19 protein-coding genes are annotated in these 20,740 nt (G+C 48.8%); 8 read left to right on the top strand and 11 right to left on the bottom strand.

What is annotated here, in order from left to right; genetic code table 11:
- The first annotated feature begins 197 nt into the window (after positions 1–197).
- Positions 198–965 (top strand): DeoR/GlpR family DNA-binding transcription regulator, encoded by a 768-nt coding sequence (locus D3H65_RS23960; protein WP_119052735.1) that lies wholly within the window; start codon positions 198–200, stop codon positions 963–965.
- A 94-nt stretch (positions 966–1,059) separates the two neighbouring features.
- Here D3H65_RS23960 and D3H65_RS23955 read toward each other — a convergent pair whose 3' ends face one another.
- The 4 genes from D3H65_RS23955 to D3H65_RS23940 are packed head-to-tail and all read right to left on the bottom strand — an operon-like array spanning position 1,060 to position 3,295.
- Positions 1,060–2,067 carry a bestrophin family protein gene (locus D3H65_RS23955; protein ID WP_119052734.1) on the bottom strand — a complete coding sequence of 336 codons (1,008 nt, stop codon included), beginning with the start codon at positions 2,065–2,067 and terminating at the stop codon, positions 1,060–1,062.
- Positions 2,068–2,613 (bottom strand): DsbA family protein, encoded by a 546-nt coding sequence (locus D3H65_RS23950; RefSeq protein ID WP_119052733.1) that lies wholly within the window; start codon positions 2,611–2,613, stop codon positions 2,068–2,070.
- Positions 2,610–3,086: a redoxin domain-containing protein gene (locus tag D3H65_RS23945; protein WP_119052732.1), complete on the bottom strand. Its 477-nt coding sequence runs from the start codon at positions 3,084–3,086 to the stop codon at positions 2,610–2,612. The genes D3H65_RS23950 and D3H65_RS23945 overlap by 4 nt, the downstream gene beginning before the upstream one ends.
- A gap of 20 nt (positions 3,087–3,106) precedes the next feature.
- Positions 3,107–3,295 carry a hypothetical protein gene (locus D3H65_RS23940; protein WP_119052731.1) on the bottom strand — a complete coding sequence of 63 codons (189 nt, stop codon included), beginning with the start codon at positions 3,293–3,295 and terminating at the stop codon, positions 3,107–3,109.
- A 308-nt stretch (positions 3,296–3,603) separates the two neighbouring features.
- On the opposite strand from D3H65_RS23940, the gene D3H65_RS23935 reads away from it, so the two are divergent.
- Complete coding sequence (locus tag D3H65_RS23935) at positions 3,604–4,959, top strand: T9SS type A sorting domain-containing protein (protein ID WP_162915790.1); 1,356 nt, start codon at positions 3,604–3,606, stop codon at positions 4,957–4,959.
- A gap of 60 nt (positions 4,960–5,019) precedes the next feature.
- A complete protein-coding gene (locus D3H65_RS23930; RefSeq protein ID WP_211345544.1) occupies positions 5,020–6,690 on the top strand; it encodes a hypothetical protein in 1,671 nt (556 codons plus the stop codon).
- Between the two features lie 27 nt (positions 6,691–6,717).
- Here the strand turns inward: D3H65_RS23930 and D3H65_RS23925 are convergent, their stop codons facing one another.
- Together D3H65_RS23925 and D3H65_RS23920 are read right to left on the bottom strand one after the other, a co-directional pair.
- Positions 6,718–8,895, bottom strand: coding sequence for an ATP-binding protein (locus D3H65_RS23925; RefSeq protein ID WP_119052729.1), 2,178 nt, complete (start codon positions 8,893–8,895; stop codon positions 6,718–6,720).
- 105 nt (positions 8,896–9,000) lie between these two features.
- Complete coding sequence (locus D3H65_RS23920; protein ID WP_119052728.1) at positions 9,001–9,693, bottom strand: LytR/AlgR family response regulator transcription factor; 693 nt, start codon at positions 9,691–9,693, stop codon at positions 9,001–9,003.
- 179 nt (positions 9,694–9,872) lie between these two features.
- On the opposite strand from D3H65_RS23920, the gene D3H65_RS23915 reads away from it, so the two are divergent.
- The 4 genes from D3H65_RS23915 (at position 9,873) to D3H65_RS23900 (ending at position 13,457) form a co-directional block, all read left to right on the top strand.
- Positions 9,873–10,346 carry a Dps family protein gene (locus D3H65_RS23915; RefSeq protein ID WP_119054634.1) on the top strand — a complete coding sequence of 158 codons (474 nt, stop codon included), beginning with the start codon at positions 9,873–9,875 and terminating at the stop codon, positions 10,344–10,346.
- A gap of 40 nt (positions 10,347–10,386) precedes the next feature.
- Positions 10,387–11,181: an alpha/beta fold hydrolase gene (locus tag D3H65_RS23910; protein WP_211345543.1), complete on the top strand. Its 795-nt coding sequence runs from the start codon at positions 10,387–10,389 to the stop codon at positions 11,179–11,181.
- 51 nt (positions 11,182–11,232) lie between these two features.
- Positions 11,233–12,219 carry an alpha/beta hydrolase gene (locus D3H65_RS23905; RefSeq protein WP_119052727.1) on the top strand — a complete coding sequence of 329 codons (987 nt, stop codon included), beginning with the start codon at positions 11,233–11,235 and terminating at the stop codon, positions 12,217–12,219.
- A gap of 200 nt (positions 12,220–12,419) precedes the next feature.
- A complete protein-coding gene (locus D3H65_RS23900; protein ID WP_119052726.1) occupies positions 12,420–13,457 on the top strand; it encodes a cupin domain-containing protein in 1,038 nt (345 codons plus the stop codon).
- Positions 13,458–13,476: 19 nt separating this feature from the next.
- Here the strand turns inward: D3H65_RS23900 and D3H65_RS23895 are convergent, their stop codons facing one another.
- The 3 genes from D3H65_RS23895 to D3H65_RS23885 form a co-directional block, all read right to left on the bottom strand.
- Positions 13,477–13,998, bottom strand: a complete 522-nt coding sequence (locus D3H65_RS23895; RefSeq protein WP_162915789.1) for a hypothetical protein — start codon at positions 13,996–13,998, stop codon at positions 13,477–13,479.
- A 61-nt stretch (positions 13,999–14,059) separates the two neighbouring features.
- Positions 14,060–14,569, bottom strand: coding sequence for an RNA polymerase sigma factor (locus D3H65_RS23890; RefSeq protein ID WP_119052724.1), 510 nt, complete (start codon positions 14,567–14,569; stop codon positions 14,060–14,062).
- Positions 14,570–14,631: 62 nt separating this feature from the next.
- Complete coding sequence (locus tag D3H65_RS23885) at positions 14,632–15,495, bottom strand: AraC family transcriptional regulator (RefSeq protein WP_162915788.1); 864 nt, start codon at positions 15,493–15,495, stop codon at positions 14,632–14,634.
- 88 nt (positions 15,496–15,583) lie between these two features.
- On the opposite strand from D3H65_RS23885, the gene D3H65_RS23880 reads away from it, so the two are divergent.
- Complete coding sequence (locus tag D3H65_RS23880; RefSeq protein ID WP_211345542.1) at positions 15,584–16,600, top strand: quinone oxidoreductase family protein; 1,017 nt, start codon at positions 15,584–15,586, stop codon at positions 16,598–16,600.
- A 74-nt stretch (positions 16,601–16,674) separates the two neighbouring features.
- Here D3H65_RS23880 and D3H65_RS23875 read toward each other — a convergent pair whose 3' ends face one another.
- Both D3H65_RS23875 and D3H65_RS23870 read right to left on the bottom strand, forming a co-directional pair.
- Positions 16,675–19,323, bottom strand: coding sequence for an alpha-amylase family glycosyl hydrolase (locus D3H65_RS23875; RefSeq protein WP_119052722.1), 2,649 nt, complete (start codon positions 19,321–19,323; stop codon positions 16,675–16,677).
- Positions 19,324–19,371: 48 nt separating this feature from the next.
- Positions 19,372–20,736, bottom strand: coding sequence for an alpha-amylase family glycosyl hydrolase (locus tag D3H65_RS23870; protein ID WP_211345541.1), 1,365 nt, complete (start codon positions 20,734–20,736; stop codon positions 19,372–19,374).
- Between the last annotated feature and the right edge of the window lie 4 nt (positions 20,737–20,740).

Genomic DNA, 20,740 nt, shown 5'->3' with positions numbered 1-20,740 from the left:
TTCATTTAGGTCAATTACATAAACCAAATGTAATGAACTTAAACTAAAATAAAGCAAATTAAATAAAAAGAAAGCATTTGAAAGTTAAAGAGCGGAGGAAGCCGGGCATATATTTTACCAAATCGTAAACTCTTTGCAAGTCTTTGAAGATATTAGAGAATTAATGGCAACTTTGTGAAACCCATAAACTTTATTGTATGAATACGATCACCGACAGGCACCAGTTTATACTTAAAAAGCTCTCTGAGAAGGGCCAGGTCACCATTCCGCAGCTGATGGATGAGATGAAAGTGAGCGGCGTTACTATCCGGAAAGACCTGAAACTGCTGGAGGAGAAAAAGCTGCTTTTCCGTACGCGTGGCGGAGGCTCCATCAATAATCCATACGCAATAGAGCGTCCGATAGATGAAAAGGAGTTTATTAAATCGGAGGAGAAGAAGAAAATAGCAAAAGCTGCCCTCAGTCTCATAGGCCAGAATGATTCCATCATTATTGCGTCGGGCACCACGGTATTTGAGCTGGCCCGGCAACTGTATCCCAGTAAAAGAATAATAGTTATTACCCCGGCTTTGAAAGTGGCATTGGAGTTGATCAACCGCCCGAATGTTGAAATACTTCAACTGGGAGGGCTGGTGCACCAAAGCTCTTCTTCCACGGCAGGCTCCTTCGCTGAAAAAGTACTGGACGAATTGTCCTGCGGGGTTCTTTTTATTGGCGTGGACGGGATTGACCTCGAGCACGGCCTTACCATTACCAATATTGTAGAAGCCAGCCTGAACCAAAAGATGATCAGACTGGCACAAACGGTGGTAGTGCTGGCGGACAGTTCAAAATTTGATCGCCGGGGATTGGGTAAGATCTGCAACCTGGATCAAATAGACTATATCATTACGGATGGAGAGGTAAGCAGGGAGACAGTCAATAAGATTGAAAAATCCGGCGTCAAGGTGATTATTGCAGAGTAAAATGATCGAAAAGAAAAAGGGCGCCTCTTCTTTTAAGAGACACCCACTTTTTACCGGCCACCTGCCGGGAACCAACCGTCCAACTCAACCAATTTTATAATACGATATCGTTTTGCGGCTGCAAGGCCGGGGGCAAGTCGGTTTCGCCCAGCATTTCCCGGATATCTATTTCCACAGCCCGGCTCATTTGCGATATGGGCACATCATTGGCATTCCCTTCAAATGGATTCTCGGTACTTTCCCCCACCTGCTCCAGGGAGGTATATACCCATGAGATCAATACGCTGAATGGGATCACCAACCAAACCATATACCCTTTTAATGCCCCTGAAATATGCTCATTGAAATCATTGAACTCTCCTAACAGGGCGAATGGGAGCAGTACGCAGAAAAGTCTGACGAAAAAGGTATTTATTGTTGCGTATTGCCTGGGATAGGGAAAGTTCTTGATCCGCTCGCTTTTGCCCTGGTGGCTGGTAAACTCCCTTAACATGGCATGCATATCGAGAAACCTGAAATGTTCCAGCAGCCCTTCTGTATTCAGTTCTTTCAGTGCCAGGCTTTGCAGGCTCAGCAACTGGGTTGCTTTATTATTTTTGGACGAGATGCTTTCCAGTTCCTCCTTTGTTATATACTTTAATAGCTCATCTTCCAGCGCCACCTCCCTTTCGGGTATTGTATACAATTTTCTATATTCTCTGTTATAGGACTTTTCAGCCGCTTCCCAACTCCTGTAGGCCCTTAGCTGGTATCGCAGGGCTGTAAGCCAGGCCAAATGGCGGTATATGATCTTTCTGGCCCTGTCGGCATCGCCAATATAGTCGCGGCACATCATGGCCCAGGCCCTGCTGGCGCCCATCGCCCCTCCCCATATCTGCCGGGCTTCCCAGGTACGATTGTAGGTTTGTACGTTTTTAAACCCGACGATGAACGCCGCGGCAGTACCCAGCATCGCAACCACGGGCCAGGGAATGGCCAGCCATTTAATATCGAATACCTGGTATAATACGGTTGGAATGGTGCCATACAATAGGAGCCAGCAGATGCTTCTTCGCGTCCAAAGAAGGAATTCAGCCAGCTTGTATGATTTTCCTGTGTGCATTTATCCTGGTTTTATTGAGGTATCCATCAATAAGGATTTCAGGTGCTGGAGCAGGGCTTCTCCTTCCCACTCACCTTCATACTTTTTGCCATTAATAAAAAAGCTGGGTGTTCTGTTGACTCCGCTTCTCATGCCGCTTTCAAAATCATTGTGCACTTTATCAATGTGTATCTTTTGTTGAATATCGTGCTCAAAACGCTTCATATCGAGACCGATTGATTCTGCGTACCGGATAATACTGGCATCGTCCAATGAACGCTGGTGCTCAAAAATGATATCGTGCATTTCCCAAAACTTCCCTTGTTGCCCGGCAGCTTCGGCTGCAACGGCAGCAGTAAATGCATGGGGATGGACCTTAGACAAGGGGAAATTTCTGAAAACGAATTTCAACCGCGGACCCAGCTTTTCCTGTATCCCTTTTATGATGGGATAAGCACGACCACAATAAGGGCATTCGTAATCTCCATATTCTACCAGTTCGAGCGGTGAATTAATATCGCCATCGATGTGGTCATTGCTGTTCACGGCAGGCTTTAACTGTGTCATTGTTGTATAGTTTTTAAGTTATCGATCTCTTCCAATGCATTCAGTATACCATCAGCGCCGGGATTAACACCAATGGGGGACAGGTAGTTCCAGCGAATGATGCCGCTTTCGTCAATTACATACAGCGCACGCCTGCATTCGCCGGTATTTTCATCATATGCTTCATAGATTTTGGCCACGGCAGCCTTGGGCTCAAAATCGGCCAGCAACGGAAAGTAAAAACTGTGCTGCTCACCATAAGCTGCATGGCACCATCGGCTGTCAACTGAAATGCCTATCAGCTGTGCATTTTCCATTTCAAAGAACTTCTGCAATTCATTGTAGAGGCTCATCTGGTCGCCGCATACAGGGCTCCAGTCGGCGGGATAAAAAGCCAGGACGACTTTCTTTCCCCTGAATTCGCTTAACCTTAATTTTTGTTGAGGGGTGGCATATAGCTCGAAATCCGGTGCATTGATTCCTATTGGTAACATGTGTATTGTTTTTTTATCTATTATTCATTTTCAGTTGCTGGTTGCTCACCGAGCGGTTGTTCATGCATTCGAATGGCATCATCCATGAATTCACTTCCTTCCATGGAGTTTTCTTCGTGATGGTAATGGGATATGTTTTCCTGGATTTCTTCCGGCAACTCCTGAGGATTGCGGGGATCGCCTTCCTGAGGGTGGTGAATGGTATTCATATTGCGGTCATTTTATTGTTAGAGAAATTGGTACCGTGCTAATAAAGACAAGCGGCATGCCATTTGGCAATGCATTAATTGTGAGTCAGATACCCGAAAGCGGCGGAAATTGTTTCACTATATTTCGTGAATTGACGAAAGGTTACACTAAATATGGTGGACTGCTTAGGAGATACAGCAACGCGGGCATTAATACTTTATAATGGGAACATTCCCTCAGGCTGGGAACATTCCCACTAAAAATTAGTTGGGCTTTTCATTGTGTGCAAATGGCTTTTCCTGTTACTTGGTATTCTAACGCCTGTCAAATGAAAAAAGCAATACACTTTGTCTTTCTCGCATTATTATGTGCCCCCAACTGCTTCGCGCAGACTTTTACGCCTGGAAATTTTGTTGTCGTAAGAATAGGTTCAGGAGCTAATGTCCTGACACCTGGAGAAGCGCAACCTGTTTTTTTAGATGAATACAATCCCTGCGGCGACCTGGTAAGAAGCATTCCTATGCCGGTAGCTGTATCGGGAAACAACAAAAGGCTTACGCTGCCGATCTCTACGAGTGATTATACGGAAGGTTATATCAGCTTATCGCAGGACGGGACCAAACTAGCACTCGCCGGCTACGATGCTGATCCGGGAACAGCTGCTGTATCTTCTGCAGCTGCCACGGCTGTGAAAAGAGTGGTGGCCATCATTGATCAAAATGGCGTTGTGAATACCACTACGGCGCTGAGCGCATTCAGCAGCCAGGCTATTCGTGCGGCAGTGATCAATGGTGCGGATATCTGGGTAAGTGGTGGATCAGGCGGCATCATGTATACTACTTTGGGCAGTACAACGCATGTACAGCTAACAACTACTACAGCCCGCTCGCTGGTGGTACTGAATGGGCAACTATATGCTTCCTCCACCTCGGGTGCATTGAGGATAACAACCGTTGGCACCGGGCTTCCTGTTACAGCAGGGCAAACCATGGTGAACCTCCCCGGTCTTCCTACTACCGGCAATCCTTATCAATTCTTTGTAGTCAATGGCAACAGCGGTTCGGACGTGCTGTATGTAGCCCATGAGAATTTGTTGAGAAAGTATTCTTTATCGGGCGGGAGCTGGGTGAGTAATGGCACCATTGGTGTAGCCTCAGACAAGTACCGGGCTGTTACCGGCCAGGTCACTACCAGCGGAAATGTACGCCTGTATGCTATCAGAAAGAATGACAATACGACTGCTGCAAGTGGAGAAATAGTCACGCTCCTTGACAGTACAGGGTACAATTCGGACTTCTCCTCCTTACTGCCCACGGTAATTGTGCAGTCGAATGACAATAATGTTTTCAGGTCAATAATGATCACGCCAGGTACATCGGTCCTATCTAACTCCGCTACTGTAATTAATAAAGAGACCCTACAAAAAGAAGCAGACTCGCTCAACCTGCAATTAACGCCCAATGCGGCAAAAGAAAAAGTACTTGTCACTTTCAACAAAGAACAAATGCCTCACTCACGCATTGTGGTGACCAATGCTGCAGGGCAAATTGTAAGGCAGGTCGAAACGGGCGCCACACAAACAGGGCAGGTTACGATCGATGTGAATGGGTTGACCAAGGGTGTTTATTATGTAACGCTCCATAATGGCAAAAAGCAAACAACGAAGCGGCTACTGGTATTGTAGCCGTAGCGGACAATACGGTTCTAAAGTACTCAACCAAATAACAGGCAAAACAATTACTATATGAAGCTCCTACACAGGTTACTCAATCTTTGTGCATTCGTAGTGTGTGGCATTTCAGTGCAGGCCCGGCAATTACCGGAGTTAAAGCCGATCCTTGATGCGCAGGCGGGCAATCCGGTCATCAATATACCGCAAGGGACCTATTTGCTCAATAATTTCACCAATGGCGCTTACCAGTTTACGAATTTGAACAATGTACAGATCAACGGTAATGGGTCCTCTATCATTTGCAATTCGCAGGAGCTGGCATTCAGGTTCTACAATTGCACAAACATAACTGTATCGGGGTTGACCATTGATTACGACCCGCTTTGTTTCACACAGGGAACAATTGTTGCGAAAGACGCAGCCAATTTATGGTTTGAGGTAGAGATCGACCCCGGATACCCTGTTAAGAATGTAAGGAATACGCGGGTACAGTTTTATGATCCGGCCACCAGGCAATTAAAGAGAAACAGTATCACAACGGGGGAAGGGCATTATACGGCATTCGACTCGGTTGGTCCCCGGAGGTTTAGATTAACCAAGAATGCGGCCTGGGTAGCGTTTGAAAAAGTGGGCGACCTGGTGGTGCTTGACGTAGTATCCAGCAAGGCTAATCCTGCGGCACATGCTTTCCAGCTTGAGAAATGCCAAGGCGCCACGGTGGAGGATGTCACCATTTACGGATCGAACAGCTTCTCATTCTTTGAAAGGGATTGCCGTGGCACGCACTACAATCGCTGCAAAGTAGGCAGGGGTCCTGTATTACCGGGTATCAATGCGCGGCTGCGTTCAAGCAATGCAGATGGCATTCATAGTAGTTATGCCAGTGTTGGTCCGCTGGTGGAGAATTGCGAGGTAAAGCATAATGGAGATGATTGTATCATTGTATGCGGACGGTCGTTCCCCGTATGTAAGATTGACAGCGCAACAAAAAGCATCTATGTTTTGAGCAGGGAGGCCAATCCCATCTTTTATATTGGCGACACCTTGCAACAGGTGCTGTATGCCGGCGTAAAGAGCAGCAAGATGAAAGTTCAATCTTTTGCAAACTACGTTCCAACGGCAGCGGAGCAGCAGGCTGTAATAGCCATGTATCCGGACCTTTTGTTCAAACCAAATTATACCAGGGGTGTGCGGATAATAGTAGATACGCTGCCTGCCATGGGGATTGGGGATGTTATTTACAATGAAAGTCATACAGGGAAGGGATTTGTTATCCGCAATAACAAGGTAGGGTATAACCGTTCGCGTGGTATCCTTATTAAAAGCAGCAATGGCGTAGTGTACAACAATGAGATTACGGGAACTGCCATGAACGGTCTTCTGGTGGCGCCGGAGCTTCATTGGATGGGAGGAGGTTTTGCGGATCATGTGGAGATCAGCTACAATCGCTTCTTTGAATGCATGTTTGAAAAAACCAACCAGGGTATGCCTCCGGGCGTGCTTTCGGTATTTTGTGCCAATGGATCAGCGCAAGTGCCTATAGCCGGTTCCTTTAGTCAGATCAATGTCCACCACAATACGGTCCAGAAATCTCCCTATCCGGCCATCGTGCTTACCTCAGTAATTGGATTACAAAATTCGAATAACCAGGTGTTGCCTTATCCCTGCAACAGCCGGGAGCATGGGAAGAAGTTTGGCGTAGTCTTTACGGCACCGGTGTGGGAGAAAAACAATACTCCGTAAGCATCAGGAGATCCTACAGCTGTCACTTCAGGATAAAGAAGTATGGAATTGTTTGGCTTCTGCCAAGGCTTTGTAACAGATCTCTTGTATAGCCTCCACAATGTGCTTTAAGCGCTGCCAATCGCCCTTACAATATTCCACTTCATCGAGAAGGGGGTTGAGCAATTCATTCAGGCCCATTACAGAGATGGTTGTTCTTAAATTATGGGCTATCGCTTTTGCTTTGGGCTCATTTTGCGCTGACACAGCAAGTTCCAGGGCTTCCATCTCGAGAGGGATGGCATGAAGAAATTTGCGGGTGGCCTCTTTTTCGTAGACTTTATTACCAGCACTCACGTCCTGCAGGTATTGAAGGCTAATGTACTGATAGGCGTTTGAAGTGGTCTCACTCTCCGGGGCTTCTTCCTTCACCTCTGACGGTACAAATGAGGTGAATTTGCTGATCAGTGCGCTCAACAACTCCTGCTTTACAGGCTTGGCTAAATAATCGTTCATGCCATAACTCAGGCATTTCTCTTTTTCCCCGGGCATTGCATGAGCGGTCATGGCAATGATGGGCACATCCAACTTCAATTCATTCCGGATCTTGCGGGCAGCTGTGTAGCCATCCATTACGGGCATTTGGATATCCATCAATACCAGGTCGTATTTCTTTGTTTTTAGCTTTTCGATTGCTTCGAACCCGTTGTTGGCAATTTCAAACGGGAGGTTCCAGTTCCTGAAAATATGCATGAGCAGGCTTTGGTTGAACTCATTGTCCTCGGTTATCAATACCACTACATTTGAAGCAGGGGTACCCGGCAAGGGCGACCTGGCAGCAGCCAGGTTGTCCACTATCTGGCTGGTGGAAATAATATAAGGAATCACCGCGTAAAACACTGTACCGCTGCCCGGGTTGCTTTCTACCTCAATGGTTCCACCCTGCAATTCTACCAGGTCTCTAACGATAGATAAGCCCAGGCCGGTACCTCCGTATTGTCTTGTAATGGTATCATCGGCCTGTTCAAAACGGCCGAATATATGTTTCAATTTCTGTGGTTCAATGCCGATGCCGGTATCGCTGACGGCTAACCTGATCTTTACGGTATTATCATGGTGTTCTTCAACAGCTACTTTCAATGATACTGTTCCGGCTTCTGTGAACTTTAGGGCATTGCCCAATAAATTGTTTAGTATCTGGGTAAGGCGAACAGGATCGCCTTCCAGAATATCGGGTATGGTATTGTCGATCTCAACCTGCAGCTGTATTCCCTTACTGGCGGCCCTTGGCTGCACCATCGTTTCAATAGAATCTATCAGGCCTCTGAGGCTGAATGGAACATGTTCGATGCGCATCATGCCAGCTTCAATCTTTGATATATCGAGGATATCGTTGACAATGGCGAGCAGGTTTTCTCCCGACCGTTCGATGGTTTGCACATAGTGCTTTGCATCGCTGTCGAGGTTCTTTTGCCCCAGCAATTGGGTAAAGCCGACAATAGCATTCATGGGTGTACGGATCTCATGGCTCATATTGGCGAGGAAATTCTCCTTTATCCTGGCAGTATCGCGCAGCATCTTTTCTGAGCGGATGAGCTTCCTGATAATGTATATGATGTAGAGGAATACGAGGGCAGCTGCCAGTAATACCAAGGCCATGACTATATAGCTGAATTGGATGGCCTTTTGTCCGCTCCTTTGTACGCCGCCGGTTATGGCAGCCAGCTGGCGCCCGCGTGCGTCGCTGATCTTCCTTTCATTTTTCTCGATGTCGTAGGATACCCATTCGGGCAGGTTGGCATTGATGGTATCTTCTGCGGCTTTTATGCCATGCAGCCGGTAAGCGTGCAGGATATTCCGGAACAGATCGACCTTTAGCTGGATGGATTTGTTCAGCTCACTGATCAGGGCTACGCTCACGGAGTCATCGGAGATGGTACGCAGGAAATCCTGGGCTGCCTGTATCTCATTAAACTCGCTTTGCAGGCCTGATAGATAGGTGGTATCGCCGGTTTCAATAAATCCGCGGATCTTTCTTTCGATAACCACTTTGCTTTTAGCGGCATCCAGCAGGTTTTTGGTGATCTGGAATTCATCCAGGAGTTTCTTATTGTTGGTAACGAGGGCATTGACCTGCCTTGTTGAATTGTACTGTAGATAAGCCAGGATAAGGGTTCCGGCGATAAAAGGCCCAATGATGTAGAATATGATCCGTTTGCCTGACATGGGGTAACCTGTTTTTACAAATATATCCAGCCGCTATGCCGGGGAGGAGAAGTAAGCTACGGGTGGGAAAATAGTATCGACAACCAGGAATTTCGGGTCGACATATCATAGCACATTCATCCGCTTGTTGAGGGTGGCACGGTAGGCATCGGCAACCGGCACGGTCTTTTCCTGCACAATAATGACCCCTTCCCGTATGGTATCGATCTTTTCAATGGCCACAATATAAGACCGGTGTACCCGGAGGAACTTATTGGCGGGCAAACGATCCTCCACAGCTTTCAGGGTAGTGTGAATGGCATAGAACTTTTGAGGGGTGTGCAACTTTACATAATCACGCATGGATTCTACAAAAAGGATATCCTCCAGCCTGATGCGCCTGATGATATTGGAATCGCGGATAAAGATAAATTCCTCCTCACTGACGTTCAATTCCTCGGCTTTGCTTTCAATCAATTCCCGGGCTTTGTCGATGGCCTGGATCAGGCGGGCGGGGGTAACTGGTTTGATGATGTAGTCGGCCACATTCAACTCAAACGCCTCTACGGCATACTCCCTTTTGGAGGTAGTAAAGACAATGACGGGGCCTTTTTCGAGATTCCTGGTAAGCTCCAACCCGGTCATTCCGGGCATTTCGATGTCTAACAAAATAACGTCTACCTGCTTTTCCTGTAGCAGGTTATAAGCCTGCAGCGCATCAGCACATTCGCCGGTGATCTTTACATCTTTTATCCGGCCGGCTATCTGGCTAAGGGCATCTCTTGCTATTTCATTATCGTCAACTATCAGGACGTTCATTGGTCAAATATAATGATTTGACGGAAGTTTCAGTGATGCAGTCTATGGCCCCTGTCGTATTCTGTAGTTCCTTCCCTGTCGACGGGTTTTGCCTCCCGGTCGTTTAGCCTGAGCGTTGCGCTGCTTATGAAAGTAAGTTGCACCAGTAAACAATGATCACCTACCAAAAATCAAAACATATGACACCTTCCATTGGCATCACACCGGACAATCTTTTAAAAGTTGCACAAATTTTGAACGGTATCCTTTCTGATGAGTTCCTGCTTTATCTAAAAACACGCAATGCTCATTGGAATGTAGAAGGCCCTGACTTTTACAACAAACATAAATTCTTTGAAGAACAGTATGAGCAGCTGGATGAGATCATGGATGATGTGGCGGAACGCATCCGCAAGCTGGGCCATTACGCGCCTGCAACGCTGGCAGCTTACCTGCAACTTACGCACCTCACGGAACAATCAAGGGCAACAAATGATGGCGCAGGCTTTATCAAAGAATTGTTGGGAGACCATGAAAGTATCATTATTCACCTGAGAGAGCAAATAAACCCTGTTGCCAATGAATACAAGGATGCGGGCACCAGTGACTATTTAACAGGATTGCTGGAAACGCATGAAAAGATGGCCTGGATGCTAAGGGCACATTTGCAATAAGAGCCTCATAACATTATTCCTCACTCATAATATTACAACGATGAAGACAATTCAAAACAACAGGATCGGCTTTTATGCCTTTGTTTTACTTTGTTTTTTACTGGGCAATATGAAAAGCATTTATGCACAAAATGCGGGCGGCATCAAAAATGTAGTACTTGTACATGGGGCATTTGTGGACGGATCGGGCTGGCAGGGTGTATATGACATCCTTACTAAGAAAGGATATCACGTAACTGTTACGCAACAACCATTGACCTCGTTTGAGGCGGATGTAGCGGCTGTAACCAGGATTATCAATCAACAGGACGGCCCCTGTATACTGGTAGGACATAGTTATGGCGGCGCCGTGATCACGATTGCGGGGAATAATCCCAAAGTGGCAGGACTGGTCTATATCGCCGCTCATGCACCGGATGAAGGAGAATCAGAAGCGGACAACGGGAAAAAGCATCCTTCGGCCTACACCTCTCTTATAAAGGGTGCCGACGGCCTGGACATGATCGATCCCCAGCGGTTTGCTGCCGATTTCGCCGGCGATCTGCCTGCAGCTAAAGCCGGTTTTATGGCCATGTCACAAATGCCGGTGGCAGATCAGGCTTTCCATGCGATCATTCATAATCCTGCCTGGAAGAAGAAGCCATCCTGGTATATGGTGGCGAAAGCCGACCGTATTATCAATCCAGATCTTGAACGGCTGTATGCAAAACGTGCCGGCAGCAAGGTGATAGAAATAGCAGGCGCCAGTCACGCTGTCTTTGCATCCCACCCCCGGGAAGTGGCCACGTTAATTGTTGCGGCTGCTACAGAGGCAGCAAGCACTCCTTCAAAATAATCCTCCGGTTATATCAATCTTATTATCCATTTTTTAAACACATTAATTATCATGGCACCATCTACCAATGCTGTAAAAGCAGAAAATGATCCACAAATTTTACTGAAAGTCCGTCAATTCCTTAAAGGGCTAAACTCGGGTGACGGAAAGCCCATGGAGCAACTGAGCCCGGCTGATGCGCGGCAGGTGTTGGTCGGCGCGCAGCAATCTGTTCCTGTGGATTATTCAGGTATTGAAGAAACGGAAAAGACAATTACGCAGAACGGTCTGACTGTTACGATCCATATTGTGAAACCGCAGGGCGCCAAGGGTAATATTCCGGTGTTCATGTTCTTTCATGGCGGCGGTTGGGTACTGGGTGATTATCCCACGCACCGCAGGATCGTTCGCGATCTTGTTGTTGAGAGTGGTGCGGCGGCAGTTTTTCCCGACTACACGCCTTCTCCTGAGGCGAAATATCCGGTGGCTATCAACCAGGCCTATGCTGCTACGGAATGGGTGTCGCTGCATGGACATGAAATAGGCGTAAATGGCAAAGACCTGGCAGTGGTTGGCAACAGTGTTGGCGGCAATATGGCTGCGGTGGTATCGCTGATGGCGAAAGACAAAAAAGGGCCGGCTATTAAACTGCAGGTGCTGCTGTGGCCTGTAACAAATGCCAATTTCGAAACAGGGTCTTACCATGCGTTTGCGGACGGCCGCTTCCTGACCAGGAATATGATGATCTGGTTTTGGGATAACTACACGACTGATCCGGCTGCACGGAAAGAGATCTATACCTCTCCACTGCTGGCTTCTTTAGAAGAGCTGAAAGGGTTACCACCTGCCCTGGTACAAACAGCAGAGAATGATGTGTTGCGTGACGAGGGTGAAGCCTATGCCCGGAAAATGGATGAGGCAGGTGTGCCGGTTACCTTGACCCGCTATGGTGGATTGATCCATGACTATGGGCTGTTGAATCCGCTGGCGCATATCCCTGCGGTGAAAACAGCTATGCTGGAAGCCGCTGCTGTAATAAAGGGTTCTTTATTCAAATAGGTAAGACATTGACCTATGGAAGCCATCCGATGAAAGCAAAGGGCCGGAGTCATTTGCTTTCATCATCCTTCTTTGGAAAGGGTTCAACACTATCAAAACATGCGCAACAATTACCCTACTTTGCTTTAGAGGCAAAGCCTAGCTTTTGCCTGACCTGATCCGGGCATGTTGGAAGTTGGAACCATCAAAAAGCAATTGCAATGAATAATCAGCCAGTAAGTTTTAAGTATGCCCTGGAAAAGAAAACACCCAGGGTGGGGCCGGGTGGCATTACCCGTGGCGCTTCGGTATCTGAGTTTCCTGCGTCGATAGGCATTGCAGGTGTTTCTATGCGGCTGGAGCCGGGCGCGATGCGTGAACTGCACTGGCATGCCAATGCAGCGGAATGGGCGTACGTTATTGAAGGTTCCTTAAGAACCACTATTATACATCCCGGCGGGAATGGGTATACAGACCTGTTTTACCCGGGTGATGTATGGTATTTCCCCAAAGGGTATGGACATGCCATTCAGAACATAGGAGATACGGCCGCGCATTTCATCCTGATCTTTGACAATGGTGATTTTTCGGAGGATCATACTTTCAGTATTACAGACTTTCTGGCGCATGTGCCCAAAGAGATCGCAGCACAGAGCTTAGGACTTACGCTTGAAGAGGTAGATCAGTTGCCCAAAGGAGAAGTTTACTTTGCTAAAAGTGCTATCCCTAATGTAGGATCAATATTGGCTACACCTAAAGAGGAGCCGGCATTAATGAGCATGCACCGCTACCCGTTGGAGGCGCAGCAGCCCCGGCTGATCTCCGGCGGCGGCACCTTAAAGCTGGTTACTGCTAAGGAATTCCCGATCAGTAAAACAATATCAGGATCTATCCTGGAATTACAACCAGGGGCTTTGCGCGATCTGCACTGGCATCCCAATGCGGATGAGTGGCAGTATTTTATTTCGGGGCAGGCGGAGATCACTGTTTTTCTGGCAGAAGGCCATGCGGTAACGGAGCAGTTTGAAGCGGGAGACGTAGGTTATGTACCGATGGGCGCAGGTCATTATATTAAGAATACAGGAACTGAAGTCTGTAAGATACTCATTGGGTTTAATAGTGGGGAATACGAATCTATTGACCTGAGCCGATGGCTGGCTACGAACCCTAAAGATCTGTTGGCAGGAAATTTCGGTGTCTCTGCTGAGATCATTGATAAGTTTCCGAAGGACGAGGTCTTTATTGAACAGCCAGTTTAATTACTCGAATCGGTTATGATCATTCTGTCTCTGACAGGCTTTTCTTCAACTCGTCCAGGTGCTGCCCATAGTCTTTTTGATATATCCTATTAAACACAACATAAGCCGAAAACAGCAGTCCGCCATAAGCGGGAATACGCAGCCAGAGGCCTACCTCATACCAATTTGCTACTGCCGTTCCGGTCCACAGGTCTTTAAATACTTCCAGAAAGATCACCAACATGAGCACACCAGCCAATGAGATAATGCGATAAAACAACATCATGTCCTGCAGGGAACGTAGCTGGCGCTTCAATTGATCCACCACGGGTGCATCTGTCTTACCCATATTGCGGAGCGTAAAATAGGCAACCGCAAAAAAGACCATAGTCAGGACAGTAATACCAAAGAAGAGGCTGAAAAAGGGATCAGTTTGCCGGGATGGGTTGATCACTGCATCACCTACCAGTATTACGAGGGTGGGAATGATCAGGAGTTGTTTTTTAAACGCTTTTTTTAAAGCGGCTGCAGGGCCATGGCTTTTTTGTTGGATAAGTTCCATGATCTTTTGTTTTGATGTAGATGTATTGATTGGATCACTATTTCGCCATTTATCTTTCAGGTCATCTAGTTCCATAAGTGTATGCGTTTAGAAGTTGCCTTAATTTTTCTTTTACTCTGGTCATCTTTACGCGCAGGGTACTTTCGTTGATCCCTAAGATGGTTTCCATTTCTTTGTAGGACTTGTCTTCGAGGTACAGTAAGGTGAGTGCTTTTTCGATCCCATTCAACTTTGTAATGGCTGTATAGAGTTGTTGCAATTGTTCATCGTCGGCCGGTGGGGAGTGGTCTGCCATCTCGGGTATAGCTTCGCGCTGCACGATGGGTATTGTTCTTTTCTTTTTACGGATACCCGCAATGGCTGTGTTGAGGGCCACCTGGTAGAGCCAGGTACTGAATTTGGCTTCGCCCCGGAACTGGTCGAAGGACTGCCAGGTCTGCACCATGATCTCCTGAAAAAGGTCCTGCCTGTCTTCGGCGGTGTGACCGTACAACCGGCATATTTTCCAGATCAGGGCTTCATTTCCGGCGATTTGTTCGGTAAAGGCTTCCTTTCGTTGTTGGGGGGCCAATGGGACAGGTTTTAAGTATCTGTGGCCGGGAAAGGAAATATGTTACAATAAAGGGAAGGTTTTTAGTAAGAATTTTTCTTCCGGTATTCGACGGGGCTAATGCCACCGGTATGTTTCCTGAATTGCCTGCTCAGGTGGCTTTCATCGCTGAAGCCGAGTTCGGTGGCAATCTGGCTCACGGTGAGGGGACTATTGGCCAGGCGGTGTTGTACCAGTTGTATTTTGTATTGGGTGATGTAGTGCTGAAGGCTTTCGCCGGTGAGCTTTCTGAAATATTCGCCTACATAATTGGCCGATAGATTGAAGTGTTTGGCCAGGTAGCTGATGCGCAGCTTATCGGAGCTGTGGATGTTTTCATGCACATGGAGCAACATGCGGTTGATCAGGGGCTCCGGTTCAGGACTGGCAGCGGTGGAGAGTATGCTATCGGCCACATTGCGGGCGAGCATGTTGAGGACGAGGGTTATAAAATGCTGCAGGTTCTCTTCGTAATAAGGTTGCTTTCCCTCGTATTCCTGCACCATATTGTTGATGAGTGTAAAGATCATCTGGTAGTCGCCGGGCTGCCTGATGAGTACCTGCTCAAACCGGTTGTGGTGATAGAAGATATGCTCCAGTTGGCGCAACCATTGGGTGATGCGTTCGCGCTCCTGGCCATTCTTGCATTTGGCCAGGAAGACCTCAGAAAAACGGATGGAGCAAAAGCGGGTAGCTTTGTCCATTTTAAAGCCCCGGCAGTCAAGGGGGGTAAACAGGAATATGCTGCCTTTCTCATAAGGAAAGCGGTTGAGGTTTACATACCGTACGCCCTCTCCTTCGAGGATCAGCACGATCTCGAAGAAATGGTAGACCAGGGGCCTTGCCTGCCAATCCTCCATATCAGCCACGTACAACTCAAAGGGCCGGTGTAGCGCTTTCTGCTTCATAACCTGCAAAATTACAGTACAAACCTGTTTTTGGCACTGTTCGGCGGTTGCCGGGGCTGCTAATTTTGCCGGCAAATAATTGATCACCATGAGTATTACGGGAAAATCAATACAGCCGGAAGGGGCCAGACGGGTGAAAGGAATCCGTGTTCACCAGCACGGCGGGCCGGAGGTTTTAAGTTATGAAGAGGTAAGTATCAACCAACCCGGACGGGGTGAGGTGCTTGTGCGCAACCGGGCGATCGGCCTCAACTTTGTAGATACCTATTTCCGTACGGGAGCATATACGCCGCCCGCGCTACCGTTCCTACCCGGCAATGAAGGGGCGGGTGAAGTGATGGCAGTTGGAGCGGGAGTGGAAGATTTTGCACCCGGAGACCGGGTGGCTTATGTGATGACGCTTGGGGCATATGCGGAAGAGAGTATTGTACCAGCCCGGTTTCTCGTGCACCTGCCTGATGGCATAGATTTCGAGACGGGCGCAGCCATGATGTTGAAGGGGCTGACGGCGCAATCGCTGCTGCGCCGCGCCTTTCGTGTGGAGGCAGGTCATACGGTGCTTATACATGCAGCAGCGGGTGGTGTGGGGCTTATTCTCACGCAATGGGCAAAGCACCTTGGCGCCACGGTGATCGGCACAGTCGGCTCGCCGGAGAAGGCAGCACTGGCGCGTAAGAATGGCTGCGACTATGTGATCAATTACCACCTGGAAGATTTTGCTGCGCGTGTGCGGGAGATCACGGATGGCAGGGGCTGCGATGTGGTGTATGACGGCATTGGCAAAGCGACCTTCGAGGGCTCACTGGATAGTTTGCGGCCATTGGGTTATTTTGTGAGCTTCGGTTCGGCATCAGGGGCCATTGAGGCATTTGATATTATGCTGCTGATGAAAAAGGGATCGCTTTTCGCTACCTGGCAGCTGCTGTTCACGCACCTGGAAAAGCGGGAGAACATGCTCGCTATGAGTGAAGAACTCTTTGCTGTGGTTTCAAGTGGCGCGGTGAAGATCCCGATCCACACGCGGCTGCCGCTCAGTGAGGCGGCCGAAGCACATCGGCGGCTAGAAGCAAGAGAGACGACGGGGGCCACCATCCTGTTGCCATAAAAAAGAAGATGGCCACCGGCAAACCGGCAGCCATCAAGGTAATCGGATGTTTTGCAGATACCCATTATTACCTATTATTTTACGATCAGCTTCCTGCTCTCCTTGAGCTGACCGGATTGGATGCTTACGAAGTACAAACCGGCGGGAAGGCCATGCTCAATCCTAGCAGCTCCTGTGATATTCTTTTGGAAGAGTAGTTTACCGCTGATATCGCGGATGCTCACTGTTACCAATTTGTTTTCCTGCAGGGCAGGTATATTAATAAAGAAATGTCCGCCTGTTGATGGATTGGGGTATAAGCGGATGTCGCCTGGTTGTGTTATATTATCTTCAACGGCGGTGGCTGTTTGTATAGTTGAACTACTGCCTGCGGTGAGGCCGGTGGTGGGATTCACGAATTTCCACATGGCGCTGTGCCAGCCTGCCTGTGCGCCGCTGTATTGGGCATAACCCAGTTGCCCTTCTACATTGATCCATTGCCCGGTTTGCCACCTGTTCTGAATATAGGACCAGCCATCGGTCGCAGCTGCGATGGCCCACATGGCGCTGTACCAGCCCGGAGTGATGGTGCTGCATTGCACTGCTCCATTCTGATTTTCTACGTGGATGTATTTGCCGCTGCTGCGGTTCTTTAATAATACGTACCCACTACCGGCATCTTCCTGCAACCACTGGTAAGCCTGGTTGGTGCCGGGATTGGTACCATACCTCAACTGGCCATTACCTCCATCATACAAATACCAGGTAGGCTGCCAACGGTTTTGGATCTGGTAATAAGTGGGTCCGGGGGTGCCGGGATCGTTGTCGTACCAGACACCGTTGAGGTACCAGCCGGTTTTATTCCTGGTGAGGTCTGTAGTCTGGTTGGTGCCATCATTAAAGATGAGGTTGGTGGAGGTAATGTTGGTAAATGTGTAAGTGTACCAACCATTGCCGGAGGAGGTCATGCTGACACCCGGCCAGGTGCCATTGGGCAATGTGCCTGTGGGCTGGGCATCCCACCAGTATATTTTTATGCCGGTACCCCAGGTGGTGGGCTTATAGAAATTAACGGTGAAGGTGGTAGCCGGTGTGACTGTGATGGTTGAGGTGGCTGTTTTACCCTGATCCACGGTGGTGGCGGTGATCACAGCGGTACCGGCAGCTATGGCGGTTACCAGTCCGCTGGCATTTACGGTAGCGACTGCGGTATTACCGGATGACCAGTTGACGGATTGATTGGTAGCATTGGCCGGCGCCACGGTAGCGGTGAGCTGTGTGTTGGTGGCTGCTTTGATGCTGATGCCGGCGGGTGATACGCTTACACTTGTAACGGGTACGGTGGGTACATTGGCATTGGTCAGTACGCGGTATTGAAAATTGGTGAGAGACTGGGTAGCGCCTGAAGTTAATGTTACGGCGGTACCGGTATAAGCATCTACATAGCTCCCTGCGAGGGCAGCGGGGATTGTAAAGGTCTGCGTGCTGTTGCGCAGGTTGGCGATGACGACCACTTTTTCGCTTCCCGATATTTTGGTGAAGGCGCATACGTTGGTATTGGAATAGTTGGTCATGGTACCGCGACGGATGGCTGTGCTGCTGGTCCGGAAGTTGAGGACCCTGGTAAAATCGGCAGCAGCACCGGGGTTAGCGCTCCAGTTTATTTTTACGGAGGTGTACGGCCAGGGAATGGTTTGGTTGTGGTCTACTTCCTGTCCACTGGTTAAGAAGGGCACACCCCGCATATAAGCTGATACGAGGAAGTTGACCACCACACCTGCATGATTCTGGAAAACACTGAAGGGTGTGGCTTCGCCTTCGGTATCGTGGTTGGCGGTATATCTTACCACTTGCTGACTTGCGCCTGCGAATGTATATTCTGTATTGGTGGTGGTTTGTATTTGCGCCACAGAAGCGCCGCCGGCAATTTGCCTGATGGCATCGTAGTACCATTTATCGCCAAAGTTCATATCGAAGCCGGCATTAAAATTCTCCAGGCGGTCGCCTTCGGCAAACATCAATAGTTTATGGGAAGTAATACCACGCAGGTTGTTGATGGCCTGTGTCCAGAAATCGAGTGGAGCATAGTTGGCATAATCGCAACGGAAGCCATCGACATTGGCGGCGAATATCCAATAGCGCATGGAGTTGATCATTTCGGTGCGCATGGCGCTGCTGCCGAAGTTGAGTGCTGCTACATCGGGAAAGGGATTGAGGGGTTGGATGACGCCATTGCCATCGCGCACATACCAATCAGGGTGCTGGGTGATCCAGGGATGGTCCCAGGAGGTTTGATTGGCAACCCAATCGAGGATAACGGCCATGCCCCTGCTGTGGGCGCCATCTACGAGGGCACGCAGGTTGGTAAGGTTACCGTATTCTGCACCCACTCCTTTGAAGTCTTTGATACAATAGGGAGAGATGGAACTGCGGGAATCGGTGCCATTGGGGTAATGGGGCATTAAATAAATGACGTTGGTGCCAAGTGCCTTGATGGCATCGAGCCGGGCAGTAACACCGGCTAAATTACCTGCGGCACTATAGGGGCGGATGTGGACCTGGTACATGTTCACATCACTGGGATCGGGCACGGCAGCATAGGGTGTACCGTATTGTGGTGGGTCCTGGGCGCGGACAGGATTTCCCTGCAACTGGAGTAAGCATAAGAGAGAAATGGTGACATAGATGCAATAGAAGGTCTTTTTGCTCCAGGCAGGAGCAAGCAATGTTAGTGTTCTTTTCATATGTGTAAAGTTTAAATCGTGAGCATCTTCTATGGTCGCCTCCTACGGTTATAGGTTTTGCAATATCCTGTATTCATAAGGCTGCAGGGATAGCTGGCCGGTGATATTAACACTGGTTCCGCCGAAAGCATTCTTCCAATTGCCCGCAATGGCCGCAGGTACGCTGTAGTTCATGGTTGTATTTCTAAGGTTCACTATGACCAATATTTTTTCACCGCTGAGCTCTTTGGTGAATGCACATACATCTGCATTGCTGTAAGGGGTCAACTGGCCACGCCGGGTAGCTGGGCTGCTGTTCCTGAAAGCGATGAGTCTCTTGTGCTCTGCGGTGATGTCGGGGTTCTTTGTCCAGTCGATCTTTACGCTGGTGAAGGGGAAGGGTATCCTATCGGCCATGCCTACTTCCTGACCGTTGTAGATCATGGGCACACTCTTCATGCAGGTGGCGATGGTGAAGGCAGCCATGGAACCTCTTGCTCCGCCAAATAGTTCGAGGGGGGTACCTTCTGCTCCATTCACATCATGGTTGGAAATGTACCGGATGATCTGCTGGCCACTGGAAGCGTTGATATATTCGGCCTGGTTGAGGCTGTCGATGGTGAGGGCCGACCGGTTGTTGTTATAGATGGCTTTGAGCTGGCCGAAGAAGCCGAAACCAAAGTTGTAATCAAAGCCCACGGTATAATTGGTATTGCGCGATCCTTCTGCCATCAGGAGCAGCTTGTGGGTTTTGATATTACGGAGGGTATCGATGGTCTGTTTCCAGAAGTCGAGGGGCGGGCCATCGGTATAGTCGCAGCGGAATCCATCTACGTTGGCGGTGTATACCCATGATTTCATGGCTTTGATCATTTCCAGGCGCATGGCGACATTAGAAAAATTGAGTTGGGCTACATCATTCCATCCCATATTGGGTGGGCTTATTACATTGCCACCGCCATCCTGCAGGTACCATTCCTTATGGGTGGTGATCCAGGGATTGTCCCAGGCGGTATGGTTGGCCACCCAATCGAGTATTACGCACATGTTTCTGTTGTGGGCGCCATCGACGAGGGCACGGAGATCGGCGAGGGTGCCAAACTCACTATTGACGGCGGCGTAATCTTTGATACAATAAGGCGAGTTAACGGCTTTGACGCTGCCTATGGGGTAAATGGGCATCAGGTAGAGGACATTCACGCCGAGGGCTTTGATAGAATCGAGCCGGGCTATTACGCCCTGGAAATTCCCCTGCTGGCTAAAGGCCCGCATGTTGACCTGGTAAATAACAGCATCTGCGGGAGCAGGCACCTGGGCAAAGGGTGTTCCGTATTGAACGGGAGTATCATCGGGTGGTGGTACGGGTGGTGCTACAGGTGCATCCTCTTTTTTGCTGCAGGCAATGAGCAGCCAGGAGAGTAATATGGTGAACATAGTC

The sequence above is a fragment of the Paraflavitalea soli genome (genome assembly GCF_003555545.1).
In the GTDB taxonomy this organism is placed as follows: Bacteria; Bacteroidota; Bacteroidia; order Chitinophagales; family Chitinophagaceae; genus Paraflavitalea; species Paraflavitalea soli.
This window is presented reverse-complemented; position numbering and strand designations above follow the sequence as displayed.

Excerpts from the sequence above, each read along its gene's own strand:
- D3H65_RS23960 (WP_119052735.1), top strand. The coding sequence starts at position 198 with ATGAATACGATCACCGACAGGCACCAGTTTATACTTAAAAAGCTCTCT.
- D3H65_RS23955 (WP_119052734.1), bottom strand. The coding sequence starts at position 2,067 with ATGCACACAGGAAAATCATACAAGCTGGCTGAATTCCTTCTTTGGACG.
- D3H65_RS23900 (WP_119052726.1), top strand. The coding sequence starts at position 12,420 with ATGAATAATCAGCCAGTAAGTTTTAAGTATGCCCTGGAAAAGAAAACA.
- D3H65_RS23895 (WP_162915789.1), bottom strand. The coding sequence starts at position 13,998 with ATGGAACTTATCCAACAAAAAAGCCATGGCCCTGCAGCCGCTTTAAAA.
- D3H65_RS23875 (WP_119052722.1), bottom strand. The coding sequence starts at position 19,323 with ATGAAAAGAACACTAACATTGCTTGCTCCTGCCTGGAGCAAAAAGACC.
- D3H65_RS23950 (WP_119052733.1), bottom strand. The coding sequence starts at position 2,613 with ATGACACAGTTAAAGCCTGCCGTGAACAGCAATGACCACATCGATGGC.
- D3H65_RS23870 (WP_211345541.1), bottom strand. The coding sequence starts at position 20,736 with ATGTTCACCATATTACTCTCCTGGCTGCTCATTGCCTGCAGCAAAAAA.
- D3H65_RS23880 (WP_211345542.1), top strand. The coding sequence starts at position 15,584 with ATGAGTATTACGGGAAAATCAATACAGCCGGAAGGGGCCAGACGGGTG.
- D3H65_RS23935 (WP_162915790.1), top strand. The coding sequence starts at position 3,604 with ATGAAAAAAGCAATACACTTTGTCTTTCTCGCATTATTATGTGCCCCC.
- D3H65_RS23910 (WP_211345543.1), top strand. The coding sequence starts at position 10,387 with ATGAAGACAATTCAAAACAACAGGATCGGCTTTTATGCCTTTGTTTTA.
- D3H65_RS23915 (WP_119054634.1), top strand. The coding sequence starts at position 9,873 with ATGACACCTTCCATTGGCATCACACCGGACAATCTTTTAAAAGTTGCA.
- D3H65_RS23930 (WP_211345544.1), top strand. The coding sequence starts at position 5,020 with ATGAAGCTCCTACACAGGTTACTCAATCTTTGTGCATTCGTAGTGTGT.
- D3H65_RS23940 (WP_119052731.1), bottom strand. The coding sequence starts at position 3,295 with ATGAATACCATTCACCACCCTCAGGAAGGCGATCCCCGCAATCCTCAG.
- D3H65_RS23945 (WP_119052732.1), bottom strand. The coding sequence starts at position 3,086 with ATGTTACCAATAGGAATCAATGCACCGGATTTCGAGCTATATGCCACC.
- D3H65_RS23925 (WP_119052729.1), bottom strand. The coding sequence starts at position 8,895 with ATGTCAGGCAAACGGATCATATTCTACATCATTGGGCCTTTTATCGCC.
- D3H65_RS23885 (WP_162915788.1), bottom strand. The coding sequence starts at position 15,495 with ATGAAGCAGAAAGCGCTACACCGGCCCTTTGAGTTGTACGTGGCTGAT.
- D3H65_RS23905 (WP_119052727.1), top strand. The coding sequence starts at position 11,233 with ATGGCACCATCTACCAATGCTGTAAAAGCAGAAAATGATCCACAAATT.
- D3H65_RS23920 (WP_119052728.1), bottom strand. The coding sequence starts at position 9,693 with ATGAACGTCCTGATAGTTGACGATAATGAAATAGCAAGAGATGCCCTT.